The sequence below is a fragment of the Pseudomonas allokribbensis genome, from assembly GCF_014863605.1.
Lineage (GTDB): Bacteria > Pseudomonadota > Gammaproteobacteria > Pseudomonadales > Pseudomonadaceae > Aquipseudomonas > Aquipseudomonas allokribbensis.
In genome coordinates, this window is sequence record NZ_CP062252.1 from 1102625 (window position 1) to 1128594 (window position 25970).

Below are 25970 nucleotides of genomic sequence, written 5' to 3' on the forward strand. Positions count from 1 at the left end.
GAGTCATTCGCATCCGTTGCGGTTCTACACAGGTCATGAGCAATGAAGTCCAGGGCAAAATCGGGTTCGGTCAAACAGTGGTTCGGTGCCTCGGCGCTGAGTTTTGCGGCGTTGGCGTTGCTGCCGATGAGCGTGGCGCAGGCCGCTGAAAGCAACAGCAGCCAGCCACAGAAACAGTTCAGTTTTTCCCTGGCCGCCAAACCGCTGCCGCAAGCCTTGAGCGACTTCAGTCGCGTGACCGGTCAGAGCGTGGTCTACACCGTCGAAGCGCCGTACGGCCTCAACGCACCGGCGGTCAATGGCCAGATGAGCGCGGAACAGGCGTTGCAACGTTTGCTCAGCGGGTCCGGCCTGACCTTTCGCCGTACCGACAGCCACACCCTGGCGCTCGAACCGCAACCGACCGCAGGCGCGTTGAACCTCGGTGCGACGAACATCACCTCGGTCATCGATCAACCGATGAGTTATCAGCCACCGGAAACCAGTTCGGTGATGCGTTCCTCGGCCTCGCTTCAGGAAATTCCGCAGACCGTCAACGTGATCCCGGCCCAGGTCATTCGCGATCAGGCACCGCGCAACCTCGATGATGCGCTGGCCAACGTCAGTGGTATCACCCAGGGCAACACGCTGGGCAGCACCCAGGATTCGGTGATGACCCGGGGCTTCGGCGACAACCGCAACGGTTCGATCATGCGCGACGGCATGCCGGTGGTGCAGGGCCGTGGCATGAACGCGACCGTGGATCGCGTCGAAGTGCTCAAGGGCCCGGCCTCGCTGTTGTACGGGATTCAGGACCCGGGCGGCGTGGTCAACATGGTCAGCAAAAAGCCCGAACTGACCCAGTACAACGCCCTGACCCTGCGCGGTTCCACCTACGGCGATGGCAAGAACGGCAGCGGCGGCTCGTTCGACAGCACCGGTGCGCTGGGTGACTCCGGTCTGGCCTATCGCATGGTGCTCGATCACGAAGACGAAGATTACTGGCGCAATTTCGGTACCCACCGTGAAAGCCTGATCGCGCCGTCTCTGGCCTGGTACGGCGAGCGCACCAAGCTGTTGTTTGCCTATGAGCATCGGGAATTCCTGACGCCGTTCGACCGTGGCACGCTGATCGATCCACGCACCAACCATCCGCTGGACATCTCGCGCAACGAACGTCTCGACGAGAAATTCAACGACATGGAAGGGCGCTCGGACCTCTATCACTTCGAGGCCGACCACGAACTCAACGACGACTGGAAAGCCCATTTCGGCTACAGCTGGAACCGCGAAACCTACGACGCCAGCCAGGTCCGCGTGACCGCGATCGACACCAAGAAAGGCACGCTGACCCGCAGCATGGACGGCACCCAGGGCGCGATCAGCACCGACCGTTTCACCACCGCCAGCCTCGAAGGCAAGGTCAACGTACTGGGCATGCAGCATGACCTGGTGTTCGGCGTCGATGACGAGTACCGCAAGATCTACCGCGCCGACCTGATCCGTCAGAAAAGCCTGAGCACCTTCAGCTACGTCAATCCGGTCTACGGCCGCGAAGTCGCAGGCACCACCGTCAGCCCGGCGGACAGTGCGCAGACCGATCTGCTGCGCAGTGATTCGGTGTTCCTGCAGGACTCGATTCACCTCAACGACCAGTGGATTCTGGTGGCCGGCGGACGCTTCCAGGAATACGACCAGTACGCCGGCAAAGGCGTGCCATTCAAGGCCAACACCGACAGCAACGGCCAGAAGTGGGTGCCGCGTGCAGGCCTGGTGTATCGCTACACCGACGCGTTGTCGTTCTACGGCAGCTACACCGAGTCGTTCAAACCGAACTCGACCATCGCCCCGCTGAGCGGCAGCAGCACCGTGCTCGACGGCAGCATCGCGCCGGAAGAAGCCAAGTCCTGGGAACTGGGCGCACGCCTTGACATTCCGGGGCGTGTCACCGGCAACATCGCCTTGTTCGACATCAAGAAACGCAACGTGCTGGTGGCCAACGCCGAAGGCCCGACCACGATCTACAGCGCCGCCGGTGAAGTGCGTTCCCGTGGCCTGGAAATGGACCTGACCGGCCAGCTCAGTGATCGCTGGAGCATGATCGGCAGCTACGCCTACACCGACGCCGAGGTTACGGAAGATCCCGACTACAAAGGCAACAAGCTGCAAAACGTGGCGAAGAACACCGGCTCGCTGTCGGCGGTCTACGACTTCGGCAGCGTGATCGGCGGCGATCAACTGCGCGTCGGTGCCGGTGCGCGATATGTCGGTGAGCGAGCGGGTAACGCGGTGAATGATTTCGAGCTGCCGAGCTACACCGTGGCCGATGCGTTCGCCACGTACGACACCAAAGTCGAAGGGCAGAAGGTCAAGTTTCAGCTCAACGTGAAGAACCTGTTCGACCGCACCTACTACACCTCGGCGGCCAGCCGGTTCTTCGTGTCGATGGGCGATTCGCGGCAGATTTCGTTGTCGAGCACGCTGGAGTTCTGATCAGCGCAAAAACGCCTGGCGATACTCGCCGGGCGTTCCACCCAGCACCTGGCGAAAGCGGTTGGTGAAGTGGCTGGCACTGGCAAATCCACACGCCAGGGCAATCTCCCCCAACGGCAAAACCGTCCCCCGCAACAACTCCCGCGCCCGGCTCAAACGCCGCGCCAGCACGTACTGATGCGGTGGCAAGCCGAAGCTCACCCGGAACATCCGCGCAAAGTGGTATTCCGACAATGCACACAACCCCGCCAGTTGCCCGAGGCTGATCGGCTCGGCCAATTGACTGTCGATGAACTCCACCAGTTGCCGGCGCTGGTGCGGCGCCAACCCACCTTTCAGACGCAAACCCTGACGCACGCCGACCTGGCTCAACAGGGTATGGCTGATCAATTCGTGGGCCAGGCTGCTGGTCAGCAAGCGCTCGGCAGGCTCGTCCCAGTTCAAGGTGAGTAACTGGCGAAACCGTCGGGCCTGTTGCGGATCTTCGAGAAAAGTCTGTTCCCGCAGCTGCATTTCCCGGGGCTCGCGATCCAGCAGGGTGACGCAACCCAGGGCAAATTGTTCGGCGCTGAAATACAGGTGAGCCAGGCGAATGTCGCCGTTGATCACCCAACCCGATTCGTGGTCGGCCGGCAGGATGCACAGCTTGTCCGGGCCGCCCTTGTGGCCGGGTTCGCCACGGCGAAAAGTGCCGGTGCCGCCGGCGATGTAGCAGGAGAGGGTGTGATGGCTAGGCGCTTCGTATTCCTGGGCGTCGTGGTGGTTGGTCCACAAGGCAGCGGACAGGCCGTCACCCAACTCGGCGCTGTGCACAAGGCGTGCATTGGGCGAATTGTTGAGGGCTTGGAAGACTTGCAGGGTATCGATGGCGGCCATGATCGGTTCTCTTCAACGCCTTGCATCCTACTCCGTAGATTTCGCGCTGCCAGCCTGCGCTCCGATAAAAGCGCAAGTTTATGCAAGCGCAGGTCGAGGGCGGGGGCGGACACTGAAACCCAATCAAGGAGTGTCTGCCATGAACCTGTCGTTGTATTTGTTGACCGTGCTGATCTGGGGCACCACCTGGATCGCCCTTAAATGGCAACTGGGCGTGGTGGCGATTCCGGTGTCGATCGTCTATCGCTTCGGTCTCGCCGCGTTGGTGTTGTTCGCGCTGTTGCTGCTCAGCCGGCGGCTGCAACCGATGAACCGGCGCGGGCATCTGATCTGCGTGGCGCAGGGCTTGTGCCTGTTCTGCGTCAACTTCATGTGTTTCCTGACCGCCAGCCAGTGGATTCCCAGCGGTCTGGTGGCGGTGGTGTTTTCTACCGCAACGTTATGGAACGCGCTGAATGCGCGGGTGTTCTTCGGCCAGCGCATCGCGCGCAATGTGCTAATGGGCGGGGCGTTGGGGCTGGGCGGTCTGGGTCTGTTGTTCTGGCCGGAACTGGCCGGGCACCACGCCAGTCCGCAAACGCTGCTCGGCCTTGGCCTGGCACTCTGCGGCACCTTGTGTTTCTCGGCGGGCAACATGTTGTCGAGCCTGCAACAGAAGGCCGGCCTCAAACCGCTGACCACCAACGCGTGGGGCATGGCCTACGGCGCGGCGATGCTGTCGGTGTGGTGCCTGGTCAAAGGCATCCCGTTCGAGATGGAATGGACGTCGCGCTATATCGGTGCGCTGTTGTACCTGGTGATCCCCGGTTCGGTCATCGGTTTCACTGCGTACCTGACCCTGGTTGGTCGCATGGGCCCGGAACGCGCAGCGTATTGCACGGTGCTGTTCCCGGTGGTGGCGTTGAACGTTTCGGCGTTTGCCGAAGGTTATCAATGGACGGCGCCGGCGTTGGCAGGGTTGGTGCTGGTGATGCTGGGCAATGTGCTGGTGTTTCGCAAACCAAAACCCGACATTGCAATGATCGCCAAACCTGCACATTGAATACTGAATGTTCAACTGTCGACTTTCATGACCAGGAATATAAGTGCCGGTAACAGGAAGTCGACAATACTTTGTGCCCACTTCATGGCATTCCAGTCTTTTGATTGATCCATGTCGAACCATTCATTACCAATGACTTGCAGGCAGAAGTAATAAATGAACAGCGCCACGAGAAACCCCAGCACGGCATATTTCTTGGCTTCATGAAACTGCTCGTCTGGCGCGTTTATATTCTTTGCGAGTTGATAACCTCCCAGCAGGCAGGCTGAAGTAAATATGGTCTCCAGTGTCATGATCATCCAGTAGATCCGGTGATGCATCATTTCCGAGTTGATCGAGCGGTACATCAAATGGCTGCCTGTCGTATCCATGCTCAGGATGTGGCCAAGGTACACGTAGTTTGAGTTGTAATCGGTGGCATTGCTGAAAACAATCAGAACACCCAGTATTCCTACCATGAAAACGATTGCGACTTTACTTCTTCTGATAAGTTGTGAAGTTGTAAGGTTTGTCATTTGTTAGCTCTCCATGAATTGTATCTGTCCGTTGGCAGATGGTTCACGGGATTCTATAGAGAGTGGAATGAAGTTGGGTGGGGAGTCGTTTTCAAGTTGTGTAGTTTAAAGGGCTGTGAACAACACCAGGCCCTTTTAAAAACAGGTTGAAACAGGCGGGGCTGGAAAACGATGTTCCAGCCCCGAGTCATCAGTTCTTCCAGACTTGCGGATTCACCAGATCCCGAGGCCGTTCACCGAGCAGGGCGCTGCGCAGATTGGCCAGTGCGCGGTTGGCCATGGCTTCACGGGTTTCATTCGTGGCCGAGCCGATGTGCGGCAGGGTGACCGCGTTTTTCAGCTGGAACAGCGGCGATTCCGCCAGCGGTTCCTTTTCGTAAACGTCGAGGCCGGCGCCGCGAATGCGGTTGTTCTGCAAGGCCTCGATCAGTGCCGGCTCGTCGACCACCGGACCGCGGGAGATATTCACCAGAATCGCGTCCGGCTTCATCAGCGCCAGTTCGCGATGACTGATCAGGTGGCGGGTCTTGTCGCTGAGCGGTACCACCAGGCAAACGAAATCGGCTTCGGCCAGCAGTTGGTCAAGGCTGCGAAATTGTGCCCCCAGTTCCTGTTCAAGTTCGGTCTTGCGGCTGTTGCCGCTGTAGAGGATCGGCATGTTGAAACCGAAACGTCCGCGACGGGCAACGGCGGCGCCGATGTTGCCCATGCCGACGATGCCCAGGGTCTTGCCGTGTACGTCGCAACCGAACAGTGGTGCGCCGACGCTGGCCTGCCACTGGCCGGCCTTGGTCCAGGCGTCCAGTTCGGCGACGCGGCGGGCGCTGCTCATGATCAGGGCGAAGGCCAGGTCGGCGGTGCTTTCGGTCAGGACGTCCGGGGTGTTGGTGAGCATGATCCCGCGTTCGTTGAAGTAGGCGAGGTCGTAGTTGTCGTAGCCGACGGAGACGCTGGAGACCACTTCGAGTTTCGCGGCGTTTTCCAGTTGGGCCTTGCCGAGTTTGCGACCGACGCCGATCAGGCCGTGGGCGTGGGGCAGGGCTTCGTTGAACTGGGCGTTGATGTCGCCGTTTTTCGGGTTGGGGACGATGACGTCGAAGTCCTGTTGCAGGCATTCGATCATGGGGGGGGTGATGCGGCTGAAGGCCAAAACTGTTTTTTTCATTGGCTTGGGCTCGGCTGGGCGGCTGATGTGATTGCCAAGCAAGCTAACATTTTCTGTTTGGGGTTGTCTTGGCGGCCTCTGGGCCGACCAGGTTTTGGGTTGTTTTGTGTGAATATCCGTTTCTGCGGGTGTTGCTGCTGGCGGTTCCGCTCTTACAGCGGCTCACTTTTCCAAACGCCGGAATGCCGGCCCAGCAAAAAGTAAGCAAAAGGCTTGGCCTCGGCGTTCGGCACCTCGCTTTGGCTCGGTGTTCCTTCGTTACGGGATTCATCCGGGGGCATCGCCTACGGTTTGCTTCGCTGCACCTCCTCTCGATGCATGCGGCTGCGCCGCACGGCGCTGCGCGCCCACCCCCGGATGAATCCCTCCACTCAGCCTGCCGATGGGGCCGGCACGTCAAAAGCGGTACTCGAGCTAACGCTCATTGTGTTTAATTCGCCACCCGCGCCCCCGCCAGACTCCCGCTCATCTCATAAGCGGCCAACTCCGCCTGATGCCCCGCCAATATCTCCGGCAACGACCCACGCAGATACTCAACCCAAGTCTTGATCTTCGCATCCAGATACTGCCGTGACGGGTAGATCGCATACAGGTTCAGTTCCTGCGAGCGGTAGTTCGGCATTACCCGCACCAGTGAGCCGTTGCGCAAGCCTTCGATCGCGGCATACACCGGCAATACACCGACACCCATCCCGCTGGTGATCGCGGTTTTCATCGCGTCGGCGGAGTTCACCAGAAAGGGCGAGCTGTTGATGGTGACCATTTCCTGGCCTTCCGGGCCGTCGAAGGCCCATTTTTCCAAGGGGATCACCGGGCTCACCAGGCGCAGGCAGGCGTGGTTCAGCAGGTCGCTGGGTTTTTGTGCGCAGCCGTTGGCTTTCACGTAGGCCGGGGAGGCGCAGACGATGCTGTAAGTGATGCCCAGGCGTTGCGAGACGAAACCCGAATCCGGCAGTTCGCGGGCGAGGACGATGGACACGTCATAGCCTTCGTCGAGCAGGTCCGGCACGCGGTTGGCCATGGTCAGGTCGAAGGTCACGTCCGGGTGGGTCTTGCGATAGCGGGCGATGGCGTCGATCACGAAGTGCTGGCCGATACCGGTCATGGTGTGCACTTTCAGTTGTCCGGCCGGGCGGGCGTGGGCTTCGCTGGCTTCGGCTTCGGCCTCTTCGACGTAGGCGAGGATCTGCTCGCAGCGCAGCAGGTAGCGTTTACCGGCTTCTGTGAGCGCGATGCGCCGGGTCGTGCGGTTGAGCAGGCGGGTTTGCAGATGGGCCTCAAGGTTGGAGACCGCGCGCGAGACGTTGGCGGTGGTGGTGTCGAGTTGCACGGCGGCGGCGGTGAAGCTGCCCGCTTCGGCCACACAACTGAAGGCGCGCATGTTTTGCAAAGTGTCCATGGGGTGCTCTCAAGGGAGATGGCAAATTGTGACACGAAGTTTCAGGGGCTGAGACCCCCGACCAAGGGATTATCTCGTTAACGGTAACAAAGATTCACAGGAATCCCAGCTTATCGCCGTAAGGGCGCCCCCCTAGAATTGCGCCCACCTCGAAACATCCCCCACCTCAGGAATTCGCAGCAGTGCCGCGTCGCATCAACAGAGCGCTTTTGCCGCTCAGTGTTCTGGCTTTTACGTTAGGTCTCAGCGGCTGCATCGGAACCGGAGGCATTGCCCCGCAGGGCAAGGCACTGGAGGCCAATGAACTGGCCACCGACGAAGCCATCGCCCACGCCGCCCGTGACGCAAACTGGCCCACCGCCCAATGGTGGCAAGCCTACGGCGACCCGCAACTCAATCGCTGGATCGACCTCGCCGTGCAAGGCAGCCCGACCCTGGCCATGGCCGCCGCGCGAGTGCGTCAGGCCAGGTCGATGGCCGGCGCTGCCGAAGCCGCCGAGTCGTTGCAGATCAATGGCGAGTCGACCCTCAAGCGTCACAACTGGCCGACCGACCAGTTCTACGGCCCCGGTGAGCTGGCCAACAGCACCACCTGGGACAACAACGCCGCGCTGGGTTTCAGTTACGCCCTCGACCTCTGGGGCCGTGAAAGCAACAGCACCGAGCGGGCCGTCGATCTGGCGCATATGAGCGCTGCCGAGGCGCGGCAGGCGCAGCTCGAGTTGCAGAACAACATCGTGCGCGCCTACATCGAGCTCTCGCTGCATTACGCCCAGCGCGACATCGTGGCGGCGACGCTCAAGCAGCAACAGCAGATTCTCGAGCTGGCGCAGAAACGCCTGAACGGCGGGATCGGCACGCATTTCGAAGTCAGCCAGGCCGAAACGCCGCTGCCGGAAACCCATCGGCAACTGGATGCGCTGGACGAAGAAATCGCCCTGAGCCGCAACCAGATCGCGGCACTGGCCGGCAAAGGCCCAGGCGCCGGCGCGCAATTGCAGCGTCCGACCCTGTCCCTCGGCGCGGCGCTGAAGTTGCCGTCGGCATTGCCCGCCGAATTGCTCGGTCAGCGTCCGGACGTGGTCGCCAGTCGCTGGCAAGTGGCGGCGCAGGCGCGCGGGATTGAGGTCGCGCATGCCGGGTTCTACCCCAACGTCGATCTGGTCGGCAGCCTCGGCTACATGGCCACCGGCGGCGGGGCGCTGGAGTTCCTGACCGGCAAGAAGCTCAACTACAACGTCGGGCCTGCGATCTCGCTGCCGATCTTCGACGGCGGGCGACTGCGCGCTGAACTGGGTGAAGCCTCGGCGGGTTATGACATCGCCATCGCGCATTACAACCAGACCCTGGTCAATGCGCTGAAGAACATCTCCGACCAGTTGATCCGCCGCGAGTCGATGGACAAACAGCAGACGTTCGCCGCCGAATCGGTGGCCACGGCGCAGAAGACCTACGACATCGCGATGATCGCCTATCAGCGCGGGCTCACCGACTATCTCAACGTGCTCAACGCCCAGACCCTGTTGTTCAAACAGCAACAGGTTCAGCAGCAGGTGCAGGCGGCGCGGTTGAGTGCCCACGCGGAACTGGTGACAGCATTGGGTGGTGGTCTTGGCGCGGGTAAAGACGTACCGACCGCCGAGCAGACCGCCGCACCGAAAACCCCGGCCCTTCTTCAAGCCCTCGACCACTGAGCAAGATTCAATGACTCCCTTGCCCGCACCTTTGCGCTGGCTCTACTCCCTGGAATGGCGCCGGGGTTTCTTTGACTGGGCGCGCAGCGACGGCGTGACCTGGGTCTACATCTTCAAGGTGTTGATCGCCGCATTCCTGACTCTGTGGCTGGCGATGCGCCTGGAACTGCCGCAACCGCGCACGGCGATGATCACCGTGTTCATCGTCATGCAGCCGCAGAGCGGTCAGGTGTTCGCCAAGAGTTTCTATCGCTTCCTCGGCACCCTGGCCGGGTCGGCGATGATGGTCACGCTGATTTCACTGTTCGCCCAGAACACCGAACTGTTCCTCGGTTCGCTGGCGATCTGGGTCGGCATTTGCTCGGCCGGCGCCGCCCGTTGCCGCAACTTCCGCGCCTACGGTTTTGTGCTGGCCGGCTACACCGCCGCGATGGTTGGCTTGCCAGCGCTCGCCCATCCCGATGGCGCGTTCATGGCGGCGGTGTGGCGGGTGCTGGAGATCTCGCTGGGGATTCTCTGCTCGACGCTGGTCAGCGCCGCGATCCTGCCGCAAACCGCCAGCGCGGCGATGCGCAACGCCTTGTATCAGCGCTTCGGTGTGTTCGCCCTGTTCGTCACCGATGGCCTGCGCGGGCGCAGCAAACCGGAGTCGTTCGAGGCCAGCAACGTACGCTTCATCGCCGAAGCGGTGGGCCTGGAAGGGCTGCGCAGCGTGACCGTGTTCGAAGACCCGCACATGCGTCGACGTAACGGTCGGCTCAGTCGCCTGAACAGCGAGTTCATGGGCATCACCACCCGTTTCAACGCCTTGCACCAGTTGCTTGAACGCCTGCGCCGCAACGGCGCCGATCATGTGGAAGCGGCGATCAAACCGGGCCTGCAGGATCTGGCCGAAGTGCTCGACGGCTTCAGCGGCCGCGCCCTGACCAGCCCGGATGCGGCGCGTCTGGTGACGGCGCTGACGGCTTACAAGGAAGGTTTGCCGGCGCGGGTGCGCAGTCTACGGGCGGTCTTTCAGGAGAGCGCGCCGAGCGAGGCCGAGCTGCTGGATTTCCACACGGCGTATGAACTGCTTTATCGCTTCGTCGATGACCTGCACAGTTATGCACAGACCCACGCCTCGCTGGCCGATCACAGCCACGAACGTGAGCGCTGGGACGAGCCGTTTACCCCGCAGACCAGTTGGTGGGCGGCGGCGGCTTCGGGGATTCGTGCCACGTTCATCCTGGTCGTGCTCGGCAGTTACTGGGTCGCCACGGCGTGGCCGAGCGGTGCGACCATGACCCTGATTGCCGCTGCCACCGTGGGCTTGTCGGCGGCGACACCGAACCCGAAACGCATGGCGTTCCAGATGGCGTGCGGCACGTTCCTCGGGGCGTTGATCGGCTTCGTCGAGATGTTTTTCATCTTCCCGTGGATCGACGGTTTTCCGCTGCTGTGCGTGATGCTCGCGCCGGTGATCGTGCTCGGTTCGTTCCTCGCGTCGCGGCCGCAATACGCCGGCGTCGGCCTCGGTCTGCTGATCTTTTTCAGCACCGGTTCGGTGCCGGACAACCTGACGATCTACAACCCCTACACCTTCATCAACGATTACATCGCCATGGTCATGGGCATGCTGGTCTGCGCAGCAGCGGGCGCGATCATTCTGCCGCCGAACAGTCGCTGGTTGTGGCGACGCCTGGAGCAGGACCTGCGCGGACAAGTGGTGTACGCGATCAGCGGCAAGCTCAAGGGCCTGGCGTCGAGTTTCGAAAGCCGTACGCGCGATTTGATGCACCAGGCATACGGTCTGGCGGCCGGTCAGCCGCTGGTGCAGAAAAACCTGCTGCGCTGGATGTTCGTGGTGCTGGAAGTCGGCCACGCGATCATCGAGTTGCGCAAGGAACAGGCGATCCTGCCGGTGCACCCGGCGTATGCGGAATCCCAGCCGTGGCGTCAGGCAATCCGGGTCATGGGGCGTTCGCTGGTGCGGCTGTTCCTGCAACCGAATTCGAGCAATCTGGAGCGCGCACTGGTGGCGGTCGATCACGCGATCAGCCGGGTCGCCGCCACTGACGAGCCGTTTGCACCGCACTTCGATACCTCGGCGCTGCGGCGGGTGAAAAGCTACCTGCACTTCATCCGCACCTCGTTGCTCGACCCGCAATCGCCACTCGCCGCCTACGCCATCGCCAAGCCCGAAGGACTTGCCCATGCCTCGTGAAATCGCCTTCCACGGTGTGTACATGCCGACCATGACCCTGATGTTTTTTGTCGCCGCAGCACTGGCCTGGGCGCTGGACCGGTTTCTGTCGGGGTTCGATCTGTACCGCTTCTTCTGGCACCCGGCGCTGCTGCGCCTGAGCCTGTTTACCTGTCTGTTCGGCGCGATGGCGCTGACTGTTTACCGTTGAGTCTGAGAATTGTCCCGATGAAAAAGTTTTTCAGCCTGCTCGCGACCCTGCTGGTGCTGGCCCTGGCGCTGTGGATCGGTCGCACGTTGTGGGAGCACTACATGAACACCCCGTGGACCCGCGACGGACGGGTGCGCGCCGACATCATCAACGTCGCTGCCGACGTCACCGGTGAAGTGGTCGACGTGCCGGTACGCGACAACCAATTGGTGAAGAAGGGTGATCTGCTGATGCAGATCGACCCCGAGCACTATCGCCTGGCGGTGAAGCAGGCGCAGTCGCTGGTCGCATCGCGCAAGGCCACGTGGGAGATGCGCAGGGTCAACGCCCATCGCCGCGCTGATATGGACGCTTTGGTGATCTCCAAGGAAAACCGCGACGACGCCAGCAACATCGCCGACTCGGCACTGGCCGATTACCAACAGGCCCAGGCGCAACTGGAAGCCGCCGAACTCAACCTCAAACGCACCGAAGTGCGTGCTGCGGTGGACGGTTACGTGACCAACCTCAACGTGCATCGTGGCGATTACGCCCGGATCGGCGAAGCGAAAATGGCCGTGGTCGACATGAACTCGTTCTGGGTCTACGGCTTCTTCGAAGAAACCAAGCTGCCCCACGTGCGCGTCGGTGACAAAGCCGACATGCAACTGATGAGCGGCGAAGTCCTCAAGGGCCACGTGGAAAGTATTTCCCGCGGCATCTACGACCGCGACAACCCCGAAAGCCGCGAGCTGATCGCCGATGTGAACCCGACCTTCAACTGGGTGCGTCTGGCGCAACGGGTGCCGGTGCGGATTCATATCGATGAAGTGCCGGAGGGTGTGCTGCTGGCGGCGGGGATTACCTGCACCGTGGTGGTGAAGCAGGACGCTGTCGAGTAACCCTTGTGGCGAGGGAGCATGCTCCCTCGCCGGATTGGCTCGTTGTCAGCCTTGGCAAAACGTCTCGTGCAGATGCCGCCAGATCACCCGCCCGGATTCGGTTTTTTCAAACACCACAGTCGAACGTCGATCCGTGTGCAACCCGCTCGCATCGGTCTGCTGCTCGCGGTAACTCACCGTTGCACCCCGCTCATGCAGGGCAATCCCACAAAGCTCGCCGAGCTCGATCCTGAACCCGCTCTTCTTCCCGCCCGCCATTTGAAACAACGCACGCAAGGCTTCGAAATTCAGCACACGCCCCAGCGGCGTCACCATGGAAAACCGTGGCGAAAAACGCGTCAGCAATCGCTCCAGTGCAGCCTCGTCTTCCTCCACGGCAAACCATCGTTCGATGGCCTCATGGGCCTGGATCACTTCGTCAAAGTAGTCGGTGTAGTCAGTCATGTGGATTTTTCCTGAAGGTGAGGTGAGTGCAAAAGGGCGAGCACGTTCGATGAGTCGAAACGCAGCACGGCGACCATCGGTAACAGCGTGAGCAACGCGGCGGCGAGAAAGCAGTATTTGAAACCGCTGGCCCCCAAGGCGCCCAGCAGTGAGCTGAGCAACGCCGCACCGAGGCAGAAACCGAGCTGGCGATTGATGTTCCACAGGGCGCTGGAGTGGCCCATTTTCTCTGGCGTGATGCCGACAAATGCCAGGGTCTGCGCGGTGACGCTGCAAAGACTGCCGCCCAGCCCCATCAAGGCGTAAGCGAGGATCAACGGGACGCTGGCGGGCTGGTCGATCTGCATCAGCACGACGATGCCAAGGCATTGCAACAGCATGCCGGCGATCAGCAATGGCTTGGGACCGGTCCGGTTGAAACGGCGTTTGCCAAGCATGATCGCCACGCCCGAGGCGGCCGCCCAGGACAGCATCAGCGCCCCGATGTGTGCTGCGCCGAAACCGAGGTCATGCAGGTACAACACGGCAATCATGTTGGTGCCGGTGAAGATGCCGGGCACAAACAGGTAGATCAGCATTGCCAGGCGCAGGGACGGGTTTCTGGTCAGTTGCAGATCCAGGACGGCACCCGGTTTGCCCCAGCCATCGCGCAGGTAGACCCACAGGGTCACGGCGCTGAGCAACAACACACCGCCTGCGAGGTGACGGGTTTCGGGTTCACTCGCCAGGCTGACGGCAATCAACAACAGACTCAGCGCAGACACGGCCAGCAGCAGGCCACGTGCGTCCAGTGTCGGGCGTTCGCTCGTTGGCTGATCCGCTTTCAACCAGAGCAGGCCCAGACCGAAAGCGAAAAGCGCCACCGGCAGGTTCAGGTAGAAAATCCAGCGCCACGACAACGCTTCAACGATCAAACCGCCCGCCGCCGGCGACAGGGCCGGCACCATTAGCGCCACCAGCAAAACCACGCCCGTGAAGTGCGCGCGCTGAGTCGCTGGAAACTCTCGATAGGCCAGCGCCTGACCGACCGGCAGTAACAACCCGCCACCCAGCCCTTGCAGCAGTCGCCAGCCGATCAGGCTTTCAATCGAACTGGCCTGAGCGATGAGCCCGGAGGCGATCCCGAACACCAGCAGCGAACCGAGGATCAGCCGCCGCTCGCCAACCTTTGCCGCCAGCCAAACGCTCATCGGAATGATCAACGTCAGTCCGAGCATGTAGGCGTTGGTGATCCACGCCAGTTGCGTCACCGAGGCGTGCAACTGCGCGGCGATGTCCGGGTAGGCGATGCTCGCGGCGAACATGTTCAGCAGGTCGAGGGCGAACCCCAACAGATACACCAGCGCGACTTTCGAGCGATAGGCCATGGCAGCTTCCCTGTGATGAGGCGTGCAGGGTAGGGCGCTTGTGGCGATAGAAATACGCTGGTTTGGATGCTAGTTTGTCAAAATTATTTTGACAGTGAGCGCAGCGAATATGGTCAGCCTGGATCGATTCGATACTTTCAAAGCTGTGGTCGAGGCCGGCTCTCTGACCGCGGCCGCCGATACGCTGGGACAGACGCGGGCGGTGGTGAGCTTCAACCTCAAGCGTCTGGAAGAGGAGTTGGGCGTCACCTTGCTCACCCGCAACACCCGGCAACTGGCCCTGACCGATGCCGGCGAGCGTTTTTATCGGCGCTGCCTGCGCACGCTGGACGAAGCGCGTCTGGCCATCGAGGAAGCACGCTCGGAACACTCGCAGCTCAAGGGCACATTACGCATCACCACGACTGTGGAGTTTGCGCTGGCTCAGGTGGTGCCGGCGCTGGAGGTGTTTCGACAACAGCAGCCGCAACTGAATATTCACTTGTCCACGTCTTCGACCCATGCCGATCTGATCTCCGAACGGTTCGACCTGGCGATCCGTCTGGGGCGCATGCACGACTCCAATCTGCGCGCGGTGCAGTTGTCGACGTTCGAGGTGTTTGCCGTGGCGGCGCCGGGGCTGGTCGAGGGTTTTACTCCGGTAAACACCTTGGCGGTGCTGGAGTCGATGCCGACACTGGGACATGGGCGAGTGCCGGAAATGACGGTCACCGACCCGGCCGGCACCGAGCATCTCTACCAGCCGAAACCGGGAACCACAGCCATTGTTGCCGACAACTCGGCGACGCTGCGTGCCTTTGCGCTGACCGGGCAAGGCGTGGCGATTCTGCCGCAATGGTTGATTCAGGAAGACCTCGACGCCGGGCGATTACAGCGTCTGTTGCCGGATTACCGTTTCGCCCAACAAGGCGTGTACGCACTGTACCCGGACACCCGGCACCTGCCGCTGAAGGTGCGGGCGTTCATTGATTTCATGAAAGGGTGGGGCTGACTCGATTTCAGAGTTGCCCGCGCAACCCGAACCGCTTCATCAACGTCGACTCCAGCAACCCTTTCGGCAGCAAGGTCGCCAGCAACGGCAACGCCCGGCTGCCATTGCCGATGCGGATCAGCCGTGGCGGTTTGTTCTGCTGCACAGCCTTGAGCAGCTCGGCGGCAAATTCGCTGGCCGGCGTCGGTTTGTCCTGGGACGCCTTGGCCCGCGCCCGAATGCCTTCGCGCAATGGAAACCACGGCGATTGTTCGTTGATCAGTTGTTCGGCCTCATGGCCGGCATTCTTGGCGAAGCTCGATTGAATCGCCCCCGGCTGCACTTCCATCACGCGAATGCCGAATGGCGCCAGCTCCATGCGCAACGCATCACTCAACGCGTGCACCGCCGCTTTCGATGCGCAATAGGCGCCGGCGAATGGCGTGACCAGCACCCCGGAGACGCTGCCGATATTCACCACCAATCCCTTGGCCCGGCGCAGCACCGGGAACAGCGCACGAGTCACGCCGACAATCGAAAACACGTTGGTTTCGAACTGGCGCTGCATGGCCGGAACACCGCCGTCGAGCAGCGGGCCCATGGCGCCGTAACCGGCGTTGTTGATCAGCACGTCGAGGCCGCCGTGTTGCTGGTTGATACGCTCGGCGAGTTGCTCCAGCGCTGCGTTGTCATTGACGTCGAGCTGCACGGCCGTGAACCCGGCCGCGCCGAGCGCCGCGACATCTTCAGCCCTGCGCGCACTGGCCCAGACTTCAAAACCGGCCGACTTGAATGCATCGGCGAGGGCGCGGCCGATGCCGCTGGAACAACCGGTAATCAACGCAACGGGCATGGCGCATTCCTTGTGCAAAAGGGTGGGAGAGGTGATCAGTCGGAGAAACTACCCTGCAATCGCTCGGCGCGAAACTCCAGGGTTTGCGGGCGATAACCGGGACGTAGCGGCGGCATCGGCAAGCAGTCTTCCCAATTGCCGCCGGCCTGCAGTTCACCGGGGCCGCGATAGCGTGGGGCGGCGTATTGATTGTCGGCCAGATTCACAGTGTCGCCCGGCGCGTACGCTGCGATGCGCCAGCGCAGTTCGGTCAAAGGCACGTCGTTGCCGTTGTTCATCTTCAATTGCAACGGGCGATCCGCCGGGCATTGCTCAGGTGCATACGTGATACGCAACTCAAGCCGCGCCAGTTGCTTGATCTCGCGGTTGTCCAGCCACACCACCCACATCGCCACCAGCCCGAGGCCGACAGCGGCAGCCATGGACACCGGCAAGGCCTTGGCCGGGTAGCGCAACAGCAGGATCAGCCAGGTGATAACCAGCAAGACGCCGATGAACATGTCGCGAAACCTCGTGGGCAGGGAAGGTTCATCCTACCTAAGCCTGGATGAGGTTGGCGAAAAAAAAAGCCCCCGCCCAACCCACTGCGGATAGGGGACGCAGCGGGCCGGGCGAGGGCTTTTTATTGCAGAGCGATCACTGCGCGATGGTTTTCACCGACACGCCGCGCTCGATCGGGGTGGAGCGACCATAGATATCTTCGAAGCGTTCGATATCGTCTTCACCCAGGTACGAGCCCGACTGCACTTCGATGATTTCCAGCGGGATCTTGCCCGGGTTGCGCAGGCGATGCACCGACGCGATCGGGATGTAGGTCGACTGGTTTTCGCAGAGCAGGAACACGTTCTCGTCGCAGGTCACCTCAGCGGTGCCGCTGACCACGATCCAGTGTTCGGCGCGGTGGTGGTGCATCTGCAGCGACAGGCATGCGCCCGGTTTGACCGAGATGTGCTTGACCTGGAAGCGCCCGCCCATGTCCACCGAGTCGTAGGAGCCCCACGGACGGTAGACCTCGCAGTGGTTCTGGGTTTCGCTGCGGCCCTGCTCGTTGAGGGTGTTGACCATCTGCTTGACGCCCTGAACCTTGTCCTTGTGGGCGATCATCATGGCGTCCTTGGTTTCGACCACCACGATGTTTTCCAGACCGATCACCGACACCAGTTTGCCGTTGCCGTGGATCATGCAGTTCTTGCTGTCCTGGATGACCACGTCGCCCTTGCTGACGTTGCCGTTGGCGTCCTTCTCGTTGACTTCCCACAGCGACGACCAGCAACCGACATCGCTCCAGCCAGCGGTCAGCGGCACCACGCAGGCGCGCTGGGTCTTTTCCATCACGGAGTAGTCGATGGAGTTGTCCGGGCAGCAGGCGAAGGTGGCCTCGTCGAAGGTGATGGTGTCGTTGTCCTGCTCGCTGCGTTCAAGGGTCAGCAGGCAGGTGTCGTAGATGTCCGGATCGTGTTTTTTCAGTTCTTCGAGGAAGCGGCTGGCGCGGAACAGGAACATGCCGCTGTTCCAGTAGTAACCGCCGGACTCGACGTACTCGGTGGCGCGTTTGACGTCGGGTTTCTCCACGAAGTGCGAGACGCGGCTGACGCCTTCCGGCAGCAGCGAATCGCCGGTGGACTTGATGTAGCCGTAGCCGGTTTCCGGTTTGGTGGCCGGCACGCCGAACAGCACCATCTCGCCGTTTTCGGCGGCGACGGTGGCCAGGGCCAGCGCGCGTTGCAGGGCTTTCTGGTCTTCGAGAACGTGGTCGGCCGGCAGCACCAGCATCAGTTCGTCGCGACCTTCATTGACCAGCATCATCGCGGTCAGCGCCACGGCCGGCGCGGTGTTGCGGCCGAACGGTTCCATCAGGATCCGCTGGCATTCCAGCTTGCGATTGGCCAACTGCTCGTTGACGATAAAACGGTGATCCTTGTTGCAGACCACGATCGGGGTGTCCATGCCTTCGAACACCAGACGTTCGAGGGTTTGCTGGAACAGCGTGTGTTCGCCGGTCAGGGCGAGGAATTGCTTGGGAAACTGCTTGCGCGAAAGCGGCCAAAGACGTGAGCCGCTACCACCTGACAAGATCACCGGAATCATATTGTTTACTCCATAAAATCGATTGGGTCAGAGCCACGAACGTTGTGTCGTTTCACTCTTGTTGTTATTCCGTACCGGGCAGCGACGGCTGCCCGGTTTCATGTGCTTAGCGGGTCGATACCGGGCGTTTCACCCAGACTGGCGACAGGTTGCTGCCGTTGCCGGTGACGTACAGCACTGCGGCTTCACCGCGTTCCAGGGCGACCGGTTTCACGTCGCCGACTTTCTTGTCGCCCTCGTACAGCGCGAGGCTGACTTTCACCGGGTTGATTTCACGCTCGCCACGGCCCTTGGCGGCGACATTCGGCACCACGTCGGTCTTGCCGTCGGCGGTCTTCAGGGTCAGCGGCTTGTCGCTGAGGTTCTGCACGCGCACCAGGGATTTCTGCTTGTTCTTGAACGGCGGTTCTTCGATCAGTTGCGGCGCGCCGGATGCGTTGTTGACCAGGGTGTAGTAGTGATCACCGGCGAGTTTCACCGGCAGGGTCTGGCTACCGACCTTGGCGCTGTAGTCGCCGCCCGGCATGAAGCTGAAGTCGCTGCTGGCCAGCGGCGCGACGTCGGCAAGGTTGGTGCTGCCGACGGTGGCGCTGACTTCAGCGTTGCTGGCGTTGTAGATGCGCACGAAGGTCGAGCCTTTCGGTGCGGTCGGGCCGTACAGCGCAGCGTCGCCGCCGGCAAACGCCTGGACCGACAGCACGCTCAGACCAGCAACCAGTGCGAAGCGTTTTGCGAGACGACGAGGAGTAGTAGTGAAAGTCATGGTGTACCTCTCTTTCAGTTTTGCGCCCGATCGGGCGTCTCGGATTTAGTGTTTACAGCTACGTTTTGTTGGCGCGCGCCGGCTTGTTTAAGCTCTGCGACCCACTGCGGGTCGGCGTCGCCGATTTCGTTGTTCACAGGCAGATATCGTTCGGGAAACTCCCAGATCAGCACCTGTGGCGGGCTGTTCTTGAAGTCATCGCTTTTCAGGTAGCTGAGCATCGGCAGGATCGGGCCGTGGCCGTCCTCGGCGTAGTTCACGACGTCGCTGTGCAGCGCTTGCTTGAGCGCACCGACGAAGTTCCAGTTGGGGTTGGCGCTGTAGCTGGTGCCGATCAGCGCGACCGGCACTTCGCTGTTGGCGAACAGAGCGTCGTCACCGGCAGGCTGCTCGGTGGCGGCCACGGTGTTGCGCTTTTGCAGCGGCTCTTGCGCCGGCATCAGGTTTTCGAACAGCGGATCCAGCGGCAGGAACAGACGCAGGTCGCCCTTGTGCGTGACCTTCTCGGCAGGCGTGGTGACGAAACGCTGCGGCTCGCCGCTGAGCGGGAACTTGTCGGCGATGGTCTTGGCCAGGGTGTTGGCGGCGATTTCCGCGCCTTCCGGGGTCCAGTGGGTGTCGGTGCGCAGGAACACTTGCTGACCGTTCTGCTTGGCCTTTTGCAGCGGGCCGAGCAGGTCCGGGGCGAGGATCTTGTCTGCTGCGACACGGGCGTGGAAATCCTGGTAGAGGTTGGCGTGGATGCTCGCCGGTTTCACTTCACCCAGGTGTTCCGGGTACAGGCGAACCTTGGCCGGCACAATCGCCATCACCAGTTTCACGCCTTTCTCTTTCAGGGTCTGGCGCACGCCTTCGACCAGCGCGTAGTTGCCTTGCAGGTTCAGCTCTTCGTTGACGATCGGGTTGAATTCCTCATCGCTGTACAACCACTGATCGCGACCGAGCACCACGCCCGGACGACCTTCGTTGAACAGTTTGAAATCCAGCGCGGCCCAGAGATTGGTGCCTAGACGCTTGATCGGAAATTCATCGTCGTAGTGGGTTTCCACGGCTTTGGTCCAGCGGCCGTTGAGCACCGTCGCGTCGGCATTGGTGCTGAAGCCAAAGAAGCTGCGCACCGACCACAGACCGAGCACCAGCAGGGTCACCAGAAACAGCGCGATGTAGAAGATGCGTAATGAGCGGGTCATGTCAGATCCCTCAGAACTGGAAGTAAAGGAACGGCGAGAAGCTTTGCGCCGAGAGTTTGAGAATCGAGGCGATGAACAGCAGCAGGATCAGCCCGCGCATCACGTAGCGCGACCAGTCCGCCGTCCAGTACGCCGGTTGCACCTGGGCGTCGACGCCGACGGTGTAGCCAGGTTCGTGGATGCTGGCCGGGTTTTCGCCAGGAGCAGCCTTGATCAGACCCGGTTGTGCGCCGGCAGGGCCGTCGCTTTCGACGTTCACTACAGGTTTGGTCTTGGCCGGAGGCTGATGGGTGTACAGATCACGCAGGCCGAAGAACGCCAGGGTCACGTAAGCCACCACCAGAGTCGCCACTTGCAGACCGGTGAGGCTGGCCTGGTTGAGTTCCGACAGCGACCAGTCGCCGAAGCTGAACATCGCACCGTACATGCGACCGGCAACGTGCAGGTTCTCGGCGCGGAAGATCACCCAGCCCATGACCACCAGCAGGAAGGTCAGCGCCCAGCGGATCGGATTGAGGCTGCGCGGCGAGGTGTTGAGGCCGAGCATTTTCTCGATCGCCAGCCACATCCCGTGCCACGCACCCCAGACGATGTAGGTGATGTTCGCGCCGTGCCACAGACCACCGAGCAGCATGGTCAGGAACAGGTTGCGATAGGTCATCAGCGTGCCTTTGCGGTTGCCGCCGAGGGTGATGTAGAGGTAGTCACGCAACCAGGTCGACAGGCTGATGTGCCAGCGGCGCCAGAACTCGGTGATCGACTGGCTGATGTAAGGCTGCTTGAAGTTTTCCATGAAGCGGAAACCCATCATCAAGCCCAGGCCGATGGCCATGTCGCTGTAGCCGGAGAAGTCGAAATACAGCTGCGCGGTGTAAGCCAGCGCGCCGAGCCAGGCATCGCCCGTGGTCGGGTTTTGCAGGGCGAAGCAATGGTCGGCCACCACGGCGAGGGTGTCGGCGATGAAGACTTTCTTGATGAAACCCTGCATGAACCGCGTACAGCCCTCGGAGAACTTGTCGAGGGTGTGGGTGCGGTTGTTGAACTGGTCGGCCAGGTCTCGGAAGCGCAGAACCGGACCGGCGATCAGGTGCGGGAAGATCGCTACGAACGCCGCGAAGTCGATCAGGTTGCGGGTGGCCGGGGTGTCGCCGCGGTAGACGTCGATGATGTAGCTGATCGACTCGAAGATGTAGAACGAGATACCGATCGGCAGCAGTACGTGGGTCAGGATGAACGGCTCAAGACCGACCGACGTCATCATCGCGTTGATGCTGTCGACGCCGAAGTTGGCGTACTTGAAGTAGCCGAGGATGCACAGATCCACCGCCACGCCGAGCAACAGCCAGCGCTGGGCCGGTTGGGTGCGCACGCCGGCGGCGCCGACTTTCAGGCCGATCCAGTAGTTCCACAGGGTGACGCCGGCGAACAGCGCCAGGAAATCCACCCGCCACCACGCGTAGAACACGTAGCTGGCGATCAGCAGCAGCAAGTTGCGATAGCGTTGCCCGCTCAGGTAGTACAAGCCGAGAAAGATCGGCAAGAACAGAAACAGGAACACGTTGGATGAAAATACCATCCCGATCTCTCCATGTTTGAACCAACAGTCAAGGGCCAAAGCCCCCCCAAACCCCCCGTGGAATTGGAGGGGTGAAACGATCAGCGACTAACTGCCCTTGTTGCCTTTCTCGTGGGACGGGTCGTAGACCTTGGTCAGGTCGCCGCCGAGGCGGAAGGTCTTGAACGGCTGCATGCCGTGCTTCTTCTCCAGCACATCCGGCGAACAGGTGTAGAGCGTGCAGAACGGCTCGAGCCAGGCGAATTTCATATCCTCTTTCAGGTCGGTCATGTCCTGTTCCTTGCCGTTCTTCTTCTCGAAGTCCTCGGGATCTTTCACCCCGGCCAGCACCCGATCACCCAGGCGTTTCAGCGCGCCGTTGTTTTCCTGACGCAAGTCGACACCGTTGACCTGCGCAAAACTGGCGATCATCGCCAGCGGCGGCAGGGCGTAGTTGTGATAGGCAAGGGCGCGTTGCTGGCGCTTGAGTTCGTTCGGCAGGTAGCCGTCGGCGTCGATCTGATTGGCGCCGACCTTGTATTCCTTGACCGCCCAATCGAACAGGTCGCGGCGGTTGGTGGCGATGGACGTCGCCATCACCGACCAGGCGGCCCAGTACGAGTGGTTGTTGGTTTTTTCCAGCGGCAGGTTGTCCCAGTCGCTGACCACCTGATCGGCCATCTTGCTGAACCAGGCTTCGATCAGTTGGGCTTCCTGCTGGTGCTGGGCCAGCGGATGGGAGTCGGAGAACTTCAGGCGAATGTACGAAGAGGCCATGCTGCCCAGCGCCCATTTGCGCATCGACTTGCCGGTGTGGTTGAAGTCCTTCGACATCAATGCATCCGCCCGAGCCCAAGTAGCCAGCCAGTTCAGCGTGCAATCGAGCTGTTCCGGACGACCGTCGCGCATGAACTGCATCACCCGTTTGGCAGTGCCGCGCTCCAGGGTGGTGATGTCTTTAGTGGTATCACGGAAGGCCTTTTCCGACTGCACGTTCAGCGTGGCGCGGGCCTTGTCCGAGCCTTCGTATTTGCTGCGAAATTGCAGCGGGCCAGTGTACGGGGCCGGCATCGCGTCGCAGCCTTCGCTTTTGTCGCCGGTCTTGAATTTATCCACAGGCGCAAAGTAGCCCTGAGGGGGACGCAACGGCGCGGCGGCCTGCGCGGTGCCGGCGAAGATCGCCAGTCCGAGCAGCGTCGGCGCTAACAGAGTTTTCAGTTTCGGATTTCGCATAGCAGACCTCATTGCCCGACCTGAGCGGTTTGTTGCCCAGCGCCCGGGAATACGTTGCGTTTGCAGATTTTCGCTTCGACTTTCTGTGGCGCGGTGCCCGCATCCGGGCCCTGGACTTCGACCGCCAGCAGGTTCTGCGAGGCCCAGTCTTCGTCCGTACGCAACTCAAAGGCGAAACGACCGTCGGTGTCGGAGGTTTCCGGTTTCTCGATCTTGATGTCCTCGTGGCGACCGTTCATGTACCAGAGGGTGGCTTGCAGTTTTTTCACCGAAGGGTCGGCGAAGCGGATGTCGACCTGATGACCGCTGTTCTGCAGGTTCAGGTTCTTGCTGTTGACCAGCAGTTCTTGTTTGCCGCCGGGCTTGAGTGTGGTGCTGGCGGACATTTGGGTTTCCTTGCCTTCGCAACCGTTATCCAGCAGCGCCATCATCTGGCGATAGATGGTTTCCTGGTCGAGGCGGTACAGCGGTGAGAATTCCCAGATGAGGATTTTCGGTGGAGTCTTCTGGAATTCGTCGCTGCCCAGGTACTGCAGCATCGAGCCTTCCAGACCGCCGCCGGGGAAGGCGACGTTGAGGATGTCGGCACCGATGGCTTCTTCGAGGAACCCGGCGAAGTTGTAGTTCTTGCCACTGTGGGAGGTGCCGACCAGGGTGATCTGCGGGTTGCCGGAATCACCGAACAGGTCGCCGTCACCGGCTTCGCCTTTCGGTTCGGTGGTGAACTGATCCATGTACTGGATTGCGTAACTGGTGCCGCACAGTTGCCCGGCCATGTTGTGCAGGGTGCCGGTCTTGCCCATGCGCCCGGAGCGTTTGGTTTCGAATTCACGCTTGGGAATGTCGGCGAAGGCCGGGATCTGCTTGACCTTCTCGGCGACGATTTTCGCCGTGCGCTGCGCACCGTACGGCGTCCAGTGCTGGTCGCCACGGAAGTAGAAATCGTGAGCGGGCAAAGTGTCGGGCAGCGACTCGTTGGTCAGCGGCGACAGGTCCGGCACCACGTAACCCATCTGCGCGAAACGGCCGAGCATGGTCTTGTAGTTGCCCAGCGCTTTCTCGTAATCGAACGCGGCTTTTTCCTGCGGGTTGAGCTTGTTGCGGTTCACCAGACCACGGGTGGGCTGGTAGACAATCACCAGTTCGACACCTTTGGCCTTGAACGCATCGTGCAGCTGTTGCAGGCGCTTGTAGCCGGCCGGGGTGGTGTTGAACTCGGTGCGCAAATCTTCCTGGGTCCGGAACAACCAGTCGCCCTGGGCCTGCACCAGGGTGGTGAAGTTCTGCTGGTAACGGGTGGTGTAGTTCTTCGCGTCGTGGGCGGCGGGGCACAGGCTGCAGCACGGTTCGGCGGTGAACTCGGGGGCTTTCACTTCGTCCGCGCGGGCGCCGTTGCTGGCCGCCAGAATGCCCACGGTCAGGGCCGACAGGCTGAGTAACTTGATCAGGTGTGGGTGCATAAAATTGTCCTCAGTCCCGCATTTCGGTCTGGCGTTCGACAGGGTCGATCAGCACGGCTTTCTGCTGGCGCACCAGCAGGTCGAGAATTTCATCCTGGCGTTCGCCGAGGATGCCGTTGAAGCTGATGCCGCTGGATTTGGTCGGCGCCAGCATCGACACGCGATACAGCTCGACACTCAAGGGCGAATCGATCGACAGCGGGCCGCTGCCGTTGGCCGCCAGTTCACCGCCGACCACGATCAGCGAAACCTGAGCGTCGAACGGGTCGAGCTTGATGTCGCGGTCGGTGTCGGTCAGGTCCTTGATGTGGCCGTAGACGCCGGTCAGGCCGTTGGCCATGGCGACGTTTTCGTAGAGGCGGATGTTCACGCTGTTACGAATGCGGATGCCGTGGCGCTTGTTGCTGATGACCTTGTTGCCCCACAGCAGGTTGTCGGCGGACTCGTAGAGCGTGATGCCGTCGGTGTGGTTCTTGTAGATCTCGTTGTAGGCAATGATGTTGTTGACGCTGTTACGGTCGATCACCAGGCCCGAGAGGTGGTTGTCGAAACTCTTGTTGTTGAAGATGAAGCTGTCGTTCACCTCACGGGAAATGATGATCCCGTGCTTCTTCTTCGTGCCGTACACCGTGTTCTCGGCAATGATCAGACCGTGGGAACGGTCGTGCGGGTCAATGCCGTAGACGATGTTGTCCTTGTAGGTGTTGCCCTTGACCACGAAGTCGCGGGTCTCGTAGCAGTAGAAGCCGTACCACATGTCCGAGAACTCGGAGCCGACGATCCAGCCGGTCGGCTCGGGACGCTTGAGCACCTTGGCCATGTTCGGCGTGTACTGGGAAATACTCACGCCGTAGGACTTACTGTTGGCGTAGCCGAAGCTGGCCATCTTGCTGTTGACGATATAGGTCTCGGTGCCACCCCAGGCCAGCAGGAACGGGCGGAATTCTTTCGGCGAACGGAACGTCGCCGGGCCGTTTTCCTTCTCGCGCCAGCCAGTGATCCTGGTATCACGCACGAACAACTGACCGTCGTTGACCAGGAACGAACCGGCCTCCTGGGACAGGCGCAATTCCTGGGTCTGGCCATCGATTTCGAGAATGCCTTTGCGGCCGACCACGATCGGCAACTTGGCCAGGTACACGCCCGGCGAGGTTTCGCTGAAGTATTGCTTGGGCAGTTTCTGCGCCAGCTCTTTCAGGTTCAGGTAGCCGTCGTCGACGAAGATCGCCTGCGGGATGCCGTGCTGACGCACCACCCATTCGGCCATCTTGTTGTCGCCGCCGATGAAGTCCTTCAGGGCGTCTTCCTGCATCATCCGGCGCACGCTGATCTTGCCCGGTTTGCTGCGCACGATTTTCGCGGCAGCGGCTTCGGCGGTGAAACCGGAGAGGTCGGGCAATTTCGGCTTGGCCAGTTCCAGCGCTTCGGTCGGGGCGCTGCTGACGGTGTAGGTCTTGGCCTGTTGCAGCTCTTTCGCCGTGGTCACAGGTTTGCCTTGTTGAGGGGCAACCGGCTCCACGTTGGCGAAGGCCCCGGCCGAGGCCAGCAGCATCGCGCCGGCCAACAGGCTGAGCGAGCCTTTCCTTGGGTTGTTCATGTCGGGCACTCCC

22 protein-coding genes are annotated in these 25970 nt (G+C 61.3%); 7 read left to right on the forward strand and 15 right to left on the reverse strand.

Annotated features, from left to right (window positions below; all coding sequences use genetic code 11):
- Nucleotides 1–42: 42 nt before the first annotated feature.
- Nucleotides 43–2472, forward strand: a complete 2430-nt coding sequence (locus tag IF199_RS04890) for a TonB-dependent siderophore receptor (RefSeq protein ID WP_192559823.1) — start codon at nt 43–45, stop codon at nt 2470–2472.
- Here IF199_RS04890 and IF199_RS04895 read toward each other — a convergent pair whose 3' ends face one another.
- Complete coding sequence (locus IF199_RS04895; protein WP_192559824.1) at nt 2473–3348, reverse strand: AraC family transcriptional regulator; 876 nt, start codon at nt 3346–3348, stop codon at nt 2473–2475. It abuts the gene before it with no gap.
- 139 nt (nt 3349–3487) lie between these two features.
- Between IF199_RS04895 and IF199_RS04900 the strand changes: the two genes are divergently transcribed.
- Nucleotides 3488–4390 (forward strand): DMT family transporter, encoded by a 903-nt coding sequence (locus IF199_RS04900; RefSeq protein WP_192559825.1) that lies wholly within the window; start codon nt 3488–3490, stop codon nt 4388–4390.
- 11 nt (nt 4391–4401) lie between these two features.
- Here the strand turns inward: IF199_RS04900 and IF199_RS04905 are convergent, their stop codons facing one another.
- The 3 genes from IF199_RS04905 to IF199_RS04915 form a co-directional block, all read right to left on the reverse strand.
- On the reverse strand, nt 4402–4905 hold the full coding sequence (locus tag IF199_RS04905) for a DUF2165 domain-containing protein (RefSeq protein WP_192559826.1): 504 nt from the start codon (nt 4903–4905) through the stop codon (nt 4402–4404).
- A gap of 190 nt (nt 4906–5095) precedes the next feature.
- Nucleotides 5096–6070: a 2-hydroxyacid dehydrogenase gene (locus IF199_RS04910; RefSeq protein WP_192559827.1), complete on the reverse strand. Its 975-nt coding sequence runs from the start codon at nt 6068–6070 to the stop codon at nt 5096–5098.
- Between the two features lie 430 nt (nt 6071–6500).
- Nucleotides 6501–7469 carry a LysR family transcriptional regulator gene (locus IF199_RS04915; RefSeq protein WP_096819124.1) on the reverse strand — a complete coding sequence of 323 codons (969 nt, stop codon included), beginning with the start codon at nt 7467–7469 and terminating at the stop codon, nt 6501–6503.
- A gap of 182 nt (nt 7470–7651) precedes the next feature.
- Between IF199_RS04915 and IF199_RS04920 the strand changes: the two genes are divergently transcribed.
- Genes IF199_RS04920 through IF199_RS04935 form a run of 4 tightly spaced genes read left to right on the forward strand, consistent with a single transcriptional unit; the run spans nt 7652 to nt 12437 of the window.
- Nucleotides 7652–9163, forward strand: a complete 1512-nt coding sequence (locus IF199_RS04920) for an efflux transporter outer membrane subunit (protein ID WP_192559828.1) — start codon at nt 7652–7654, stop codon at nt 9161–9163.
- Between the two features lie 10 nt (nt 9164–9173).
- Nucleotides 9174–11366 carry an FUSC family protein gene (locus IF199_RS04925; protein ID WP_192559829.1) on the forward strand — a complete coding sequence of 731 codons (2193 nt, stop codon included), beginning with the start codon at nt 9174–9176 and terminating at the stop codon, nt 11364–11366.
- Entirely contained in the window at nt 11356–11556 is a 201-nt protein-coding gene (locus tag IF199_RS04930; RefSeq protein WP_003221811.1) for a DUF1656 domain-containing protein, read from the forward strand. Before IF199_RS04925 ends, IF199_RS04930 begins: the two co-directional genes overlap by 11 nt.
- 17 nt (nt 11557–11573) lie before the next feature.
- Nucleotides 11574–12437, forward strand: coding sequence for an efflux RND transporter periplasmic adaptor subunit (locus IF199_RS04935; protein WP_096819130.1), 864 nt, complete (start codon nt 11574–11576; stop codon nt 12435–12437).
- A gap of 45 nt (nt 12438–12482) precedes the next feature.
- Here the strand turns inward: IF199_RS04935 and IF199_RS04940 are convergent, their stop codons facing one another.
- Both IF199_RS04940 and IF199_RS04945 read right to left on the reverse strand, forming a co-directional pair.
- Complete coding sequence (locus IF199_RS04940) at nt 12483–12881, reverse strand: DUF4440 domain-containing protein (protein ID WP_192559830.1); 399 nt, start codon at nt 12879–12881, stop codon at nt 12483–12485.
- A complete protein-coding gene (locus tag IF199_RS04945) occupies nt 12878–14248 on the reverse strand; it encodes an MFS transporter (RefSeq protein ID WP_192559831.1) in 1371 nt (456 codons plus the stop codon). The genes IF199_RS04940 and IF199_RS04945 overlap by 4 nt, the downstream gene beginning before the upstream one ends.
- Nucleotides 14249–14357: 109 nt before the next feature.
- Between IF199_RS04945 and IF199_RS04950 the strand changes: the two genes are divergently transcribed.
- On the forward strand, nt 14358–15239 hold the full coding sequence (locus tag IF199_RS04950; RefSeq protein WP_102619490.1) for a LysR family transcriptional regulator: 882 nt from the start codon (nt 14358–14360) through the stop codon (nt 15237–15239).
- Nucleotides 15240–15246: 7 nt separating this feature from the next.
- On the opposite strand, the gene IF199_RS04955 is transcribed toward IF199_RS04950, so the two are convergent.
- The 9 genes from IF199_RS04955 to algG form a co-directional block, all read right to left on the reverse strand.
- Nucleotides 15247–16071, reverse strand: coding sequence for an SDR family oxidoreductase (locus IF199_RS04955; RefSeq protein ID WP_192559832.1), 825 nt, complete (start codon nt 16069–16071; stop codon nt 15247–15249).
- Nucleotides 16072–16106: 35 nt separating this feature from the next.
- Nucleotides 16107–16571: a multidrug transporter gene (locus IF199_RS04960; protein ID WP_096819139.1), complete on the reverse strand. Its 465-nt coding sequence runs from the start codon at nt 16569–16571 to the stop codon at nt 16107–16109.
- 136 nt (nt 16572–16707) lie between these two features.
- Complete coding sequence (locus IF199_RS04965) at nt 16708–18159, reverse strand: mannose-1-phosphate guanylyltransferase/mannose-6-phosphate isomerase (RefSeq protein ID WP_192559833.1); 1452 nt, start codon at nt 18157–18159, stop codon at nt 16708–16710.
- A gap of 106 nt (nt 18160–18265) precedes the next feature.
- Nucleotides 18266–18922 carry an alginate O-acetyltransferase AlgF gene (locus IF199_RS04970; RefSeq protein WP_102619493.1) on the reverse strand — a complete coding sequence of 219 codons (657 nt, stop codon included), beginning with the start codon at nt 18920–18922 and terminating at the stop codon, nt 18266–18268.
- A gap of 14 nt (nt 18923–18936) precedes the next feature.
- Complete coding sequence (locus IF199_RS04975; RefSeq protein WP_192559834.1) at nt 18937–20112, reverse strand: alginate O-acetyltransferase; 1176 nt, start codon at nt 20110–20112, stop codon at nt 18937–18939.
- Nucleotides 20113–20122: 10 nt separating this feature from the next.
- Entirely contained in the window at nt 20123–21688 is a 1566-nt protein-coding gene (locus IF199_RS04980) for an MBOAT family O-acyltransferase (protein WP_192559835.1), read from the reverse strand.
- Between the two features lie 87 nt (nt 21689–21775).
- Nucleotides 21776–22900 (reverse strand): mannuronate-specific alginate lyase, encoded by a 1125-nt coding sequence (locus tag IF199_RS04985; protein ID WP_192559836.1) that lies wholly within the window; start codon nt 22898–22900, stop codon nt 21776–21778.
- Nucleotides 22901–22908: 8 nt separating this feature from the next.
- Complete coding sequence (locus IF199_RS04990) at nt 22909–24360, reverse strand: alginate O-acetyltransferase (RefSeq protein WP_192559837.1); 1452 nt, start codon at nt 24358–24360, stop codon at nt 22909–22911.
- Between the two features lie 10 nt (nt 24361–24370).
- Nucleotides 24371–25957: a mannuronan 5-epimerase AlgG gene (algG, locus tag IF199_RS04995; RefSeq protein ID WP_192559838.1), complete on the reverse strand. Its 1587-nt coding sequence runs from the start codon at nt 25955–25957 to the stop codon at nt 24371–24373.
- Between the last annotated feature and the right edge of the window lie 13 nt (nt 25958–25970).

Bases quoted from the DNA above. Each gene is read 5' to 3' on its own strand.
- IF199_RS04965 (WP_192559833.1), bottom strand. From the start codon at position 18,159: ATGATTCCGGTGATCTTGTCAGGTGGTAGCGGCTCACGTCTTTGGCCG.
- IF199_RS04940 (WP_192559830.1), bottom strand. From the start codon at position 12,881: ATGACTGACTACACCGACTACTTTGACGAAGTGATCCAGGCCCATGAG.
- algG (WP_192559838.1), bottom strand. From the start codon at position 25,957: ATGAACAACCCAAGGAAAGGCTCGCTCAGCCTGTTGGCCGGCGCGATG.
- IF199_RS04890 (WP_192559823.1), top strand. From the start codon at position 43: ATGAAGTCCAGGGCAAAATCGGGTTCGGTCAAACAGTGGTTCGGTGCC.
- IF199_RS04900 (WP_192559825.1), top strand. From the start codon at position 3,488: ATGAACCTGTCGTTGTATTTGTTGACCGTGCTGATCTGGGGCACCACC.
- IF199_RS04990 (WP_192559837.1), bottom strand. From the start codon at position 24,360: ATGCACCCACACCTGATCAAGTTACTCAGCCTGTCGGCCCTGACCGTG.
- IF199_RS04930 (WP_003221811.1), top strand. From the start codon at position 11,356: ATGCCTCGTGAAATCGCCTTCCACGGTGTGTACATGCCGACCATGACC.
- IF199_RS04925 (WP_192559829.1), top strand. From the start codon at position 9,174: ATGACTCCCTTGCCCGCACCTTTGCGCTGGCTCTACTCCCTGGAATGG.
- IF199_RS04935 (WP_096819130.1), top strand. From the start codon at position 11,574: ATGAAAAAGTTTTTCAGCCTGCTCGCGACCCTGCTGGTGCTGGCCCTG.
- IF199_RS04910 (WP_192559827.1), bottom strand. From the start codon at position 6,070: ATGAAAAAAACAGTTTTGGCCTTCAGCCGCATCACCCCCCCCATGATC.
- IF199_RS04915 (WP_096819124.1), bottom strand. From the start codon at position 7,469: ATGGACACTTTGCAAAACATGCGCGCCTTCAGTTGTGTGGCCGAAGCG.
- IF199_RS04945 (WP_192559831.1), bottom strand. From the start codon at position 14,248: ATGGCCTATCGCTCGAAAGTCGCGCTGGTGTATCTGTTGGGGTTCGCC.
- IF199_RS04985 (WP_192559836.1), bottom strand. From the start codon at position 22,900: ATGCGAAATCCGAAACTGAAAACTCTGTTAGCGCCGACGCTGCTCGGA.
- IF199_RS04970 (WP_102619493.1), bottom strand. From the start codon at position 18,922: ATGACTTTCACTACTACTCCTCGTCGTCTCGCAAAACGCTTCGCACTG.
- IF199_RS04975 (WP_192559834.1), bottom strand. From the start codon at position 20,112: ATGACCCGCTCATTACGCATCTTCTACATCGCGCTGTTTCTGGTGACC.
- IF199_RS04895 (WP_192559824.1), bottom strand. From the start codon at position 3,348: ATGGCCGCCATCGATACCCTGCAAGTCTTCCAAGCCCTCAACAATTCG.
- IF199_RS04960 (WP_096819139.1), bottom strand. From the start codon at position 16,571: ATGTTCATCGGCGTCTTGCTGGTTATCACCTGGCTGATCCTGCTGTTG.
- IF199_RS04980 (WP_192559835.1), bottom strand. From the start codon at position 21,688: ATGGTATTTTCATCCAACGTGTTCCTGTTTCTGTTCTTGCCGATCTTT.
- IF199_RS04950 (WP_102619490.1), top strand. From the start codon at position 14,358: ATGGTCAGCCTGGATCGATTCGATACTTTCAAAGCTGTGGTCGAGGCC.
- IF199_RS04955 (WP_192559832.1), bottom strand. From the start codon at position 16,071: ATGCCCGTTGCGTTGATTACCGGTTGTTCCAGCGGCATCGGCCGCGCC.
- IF199_RS04905 (WP_192559826.1), bottom strand. From the start codon at position 4,905: ATGACAAACCTTACAACTTCACAACTTATCAGAAGAAGTAAAGTCGCA.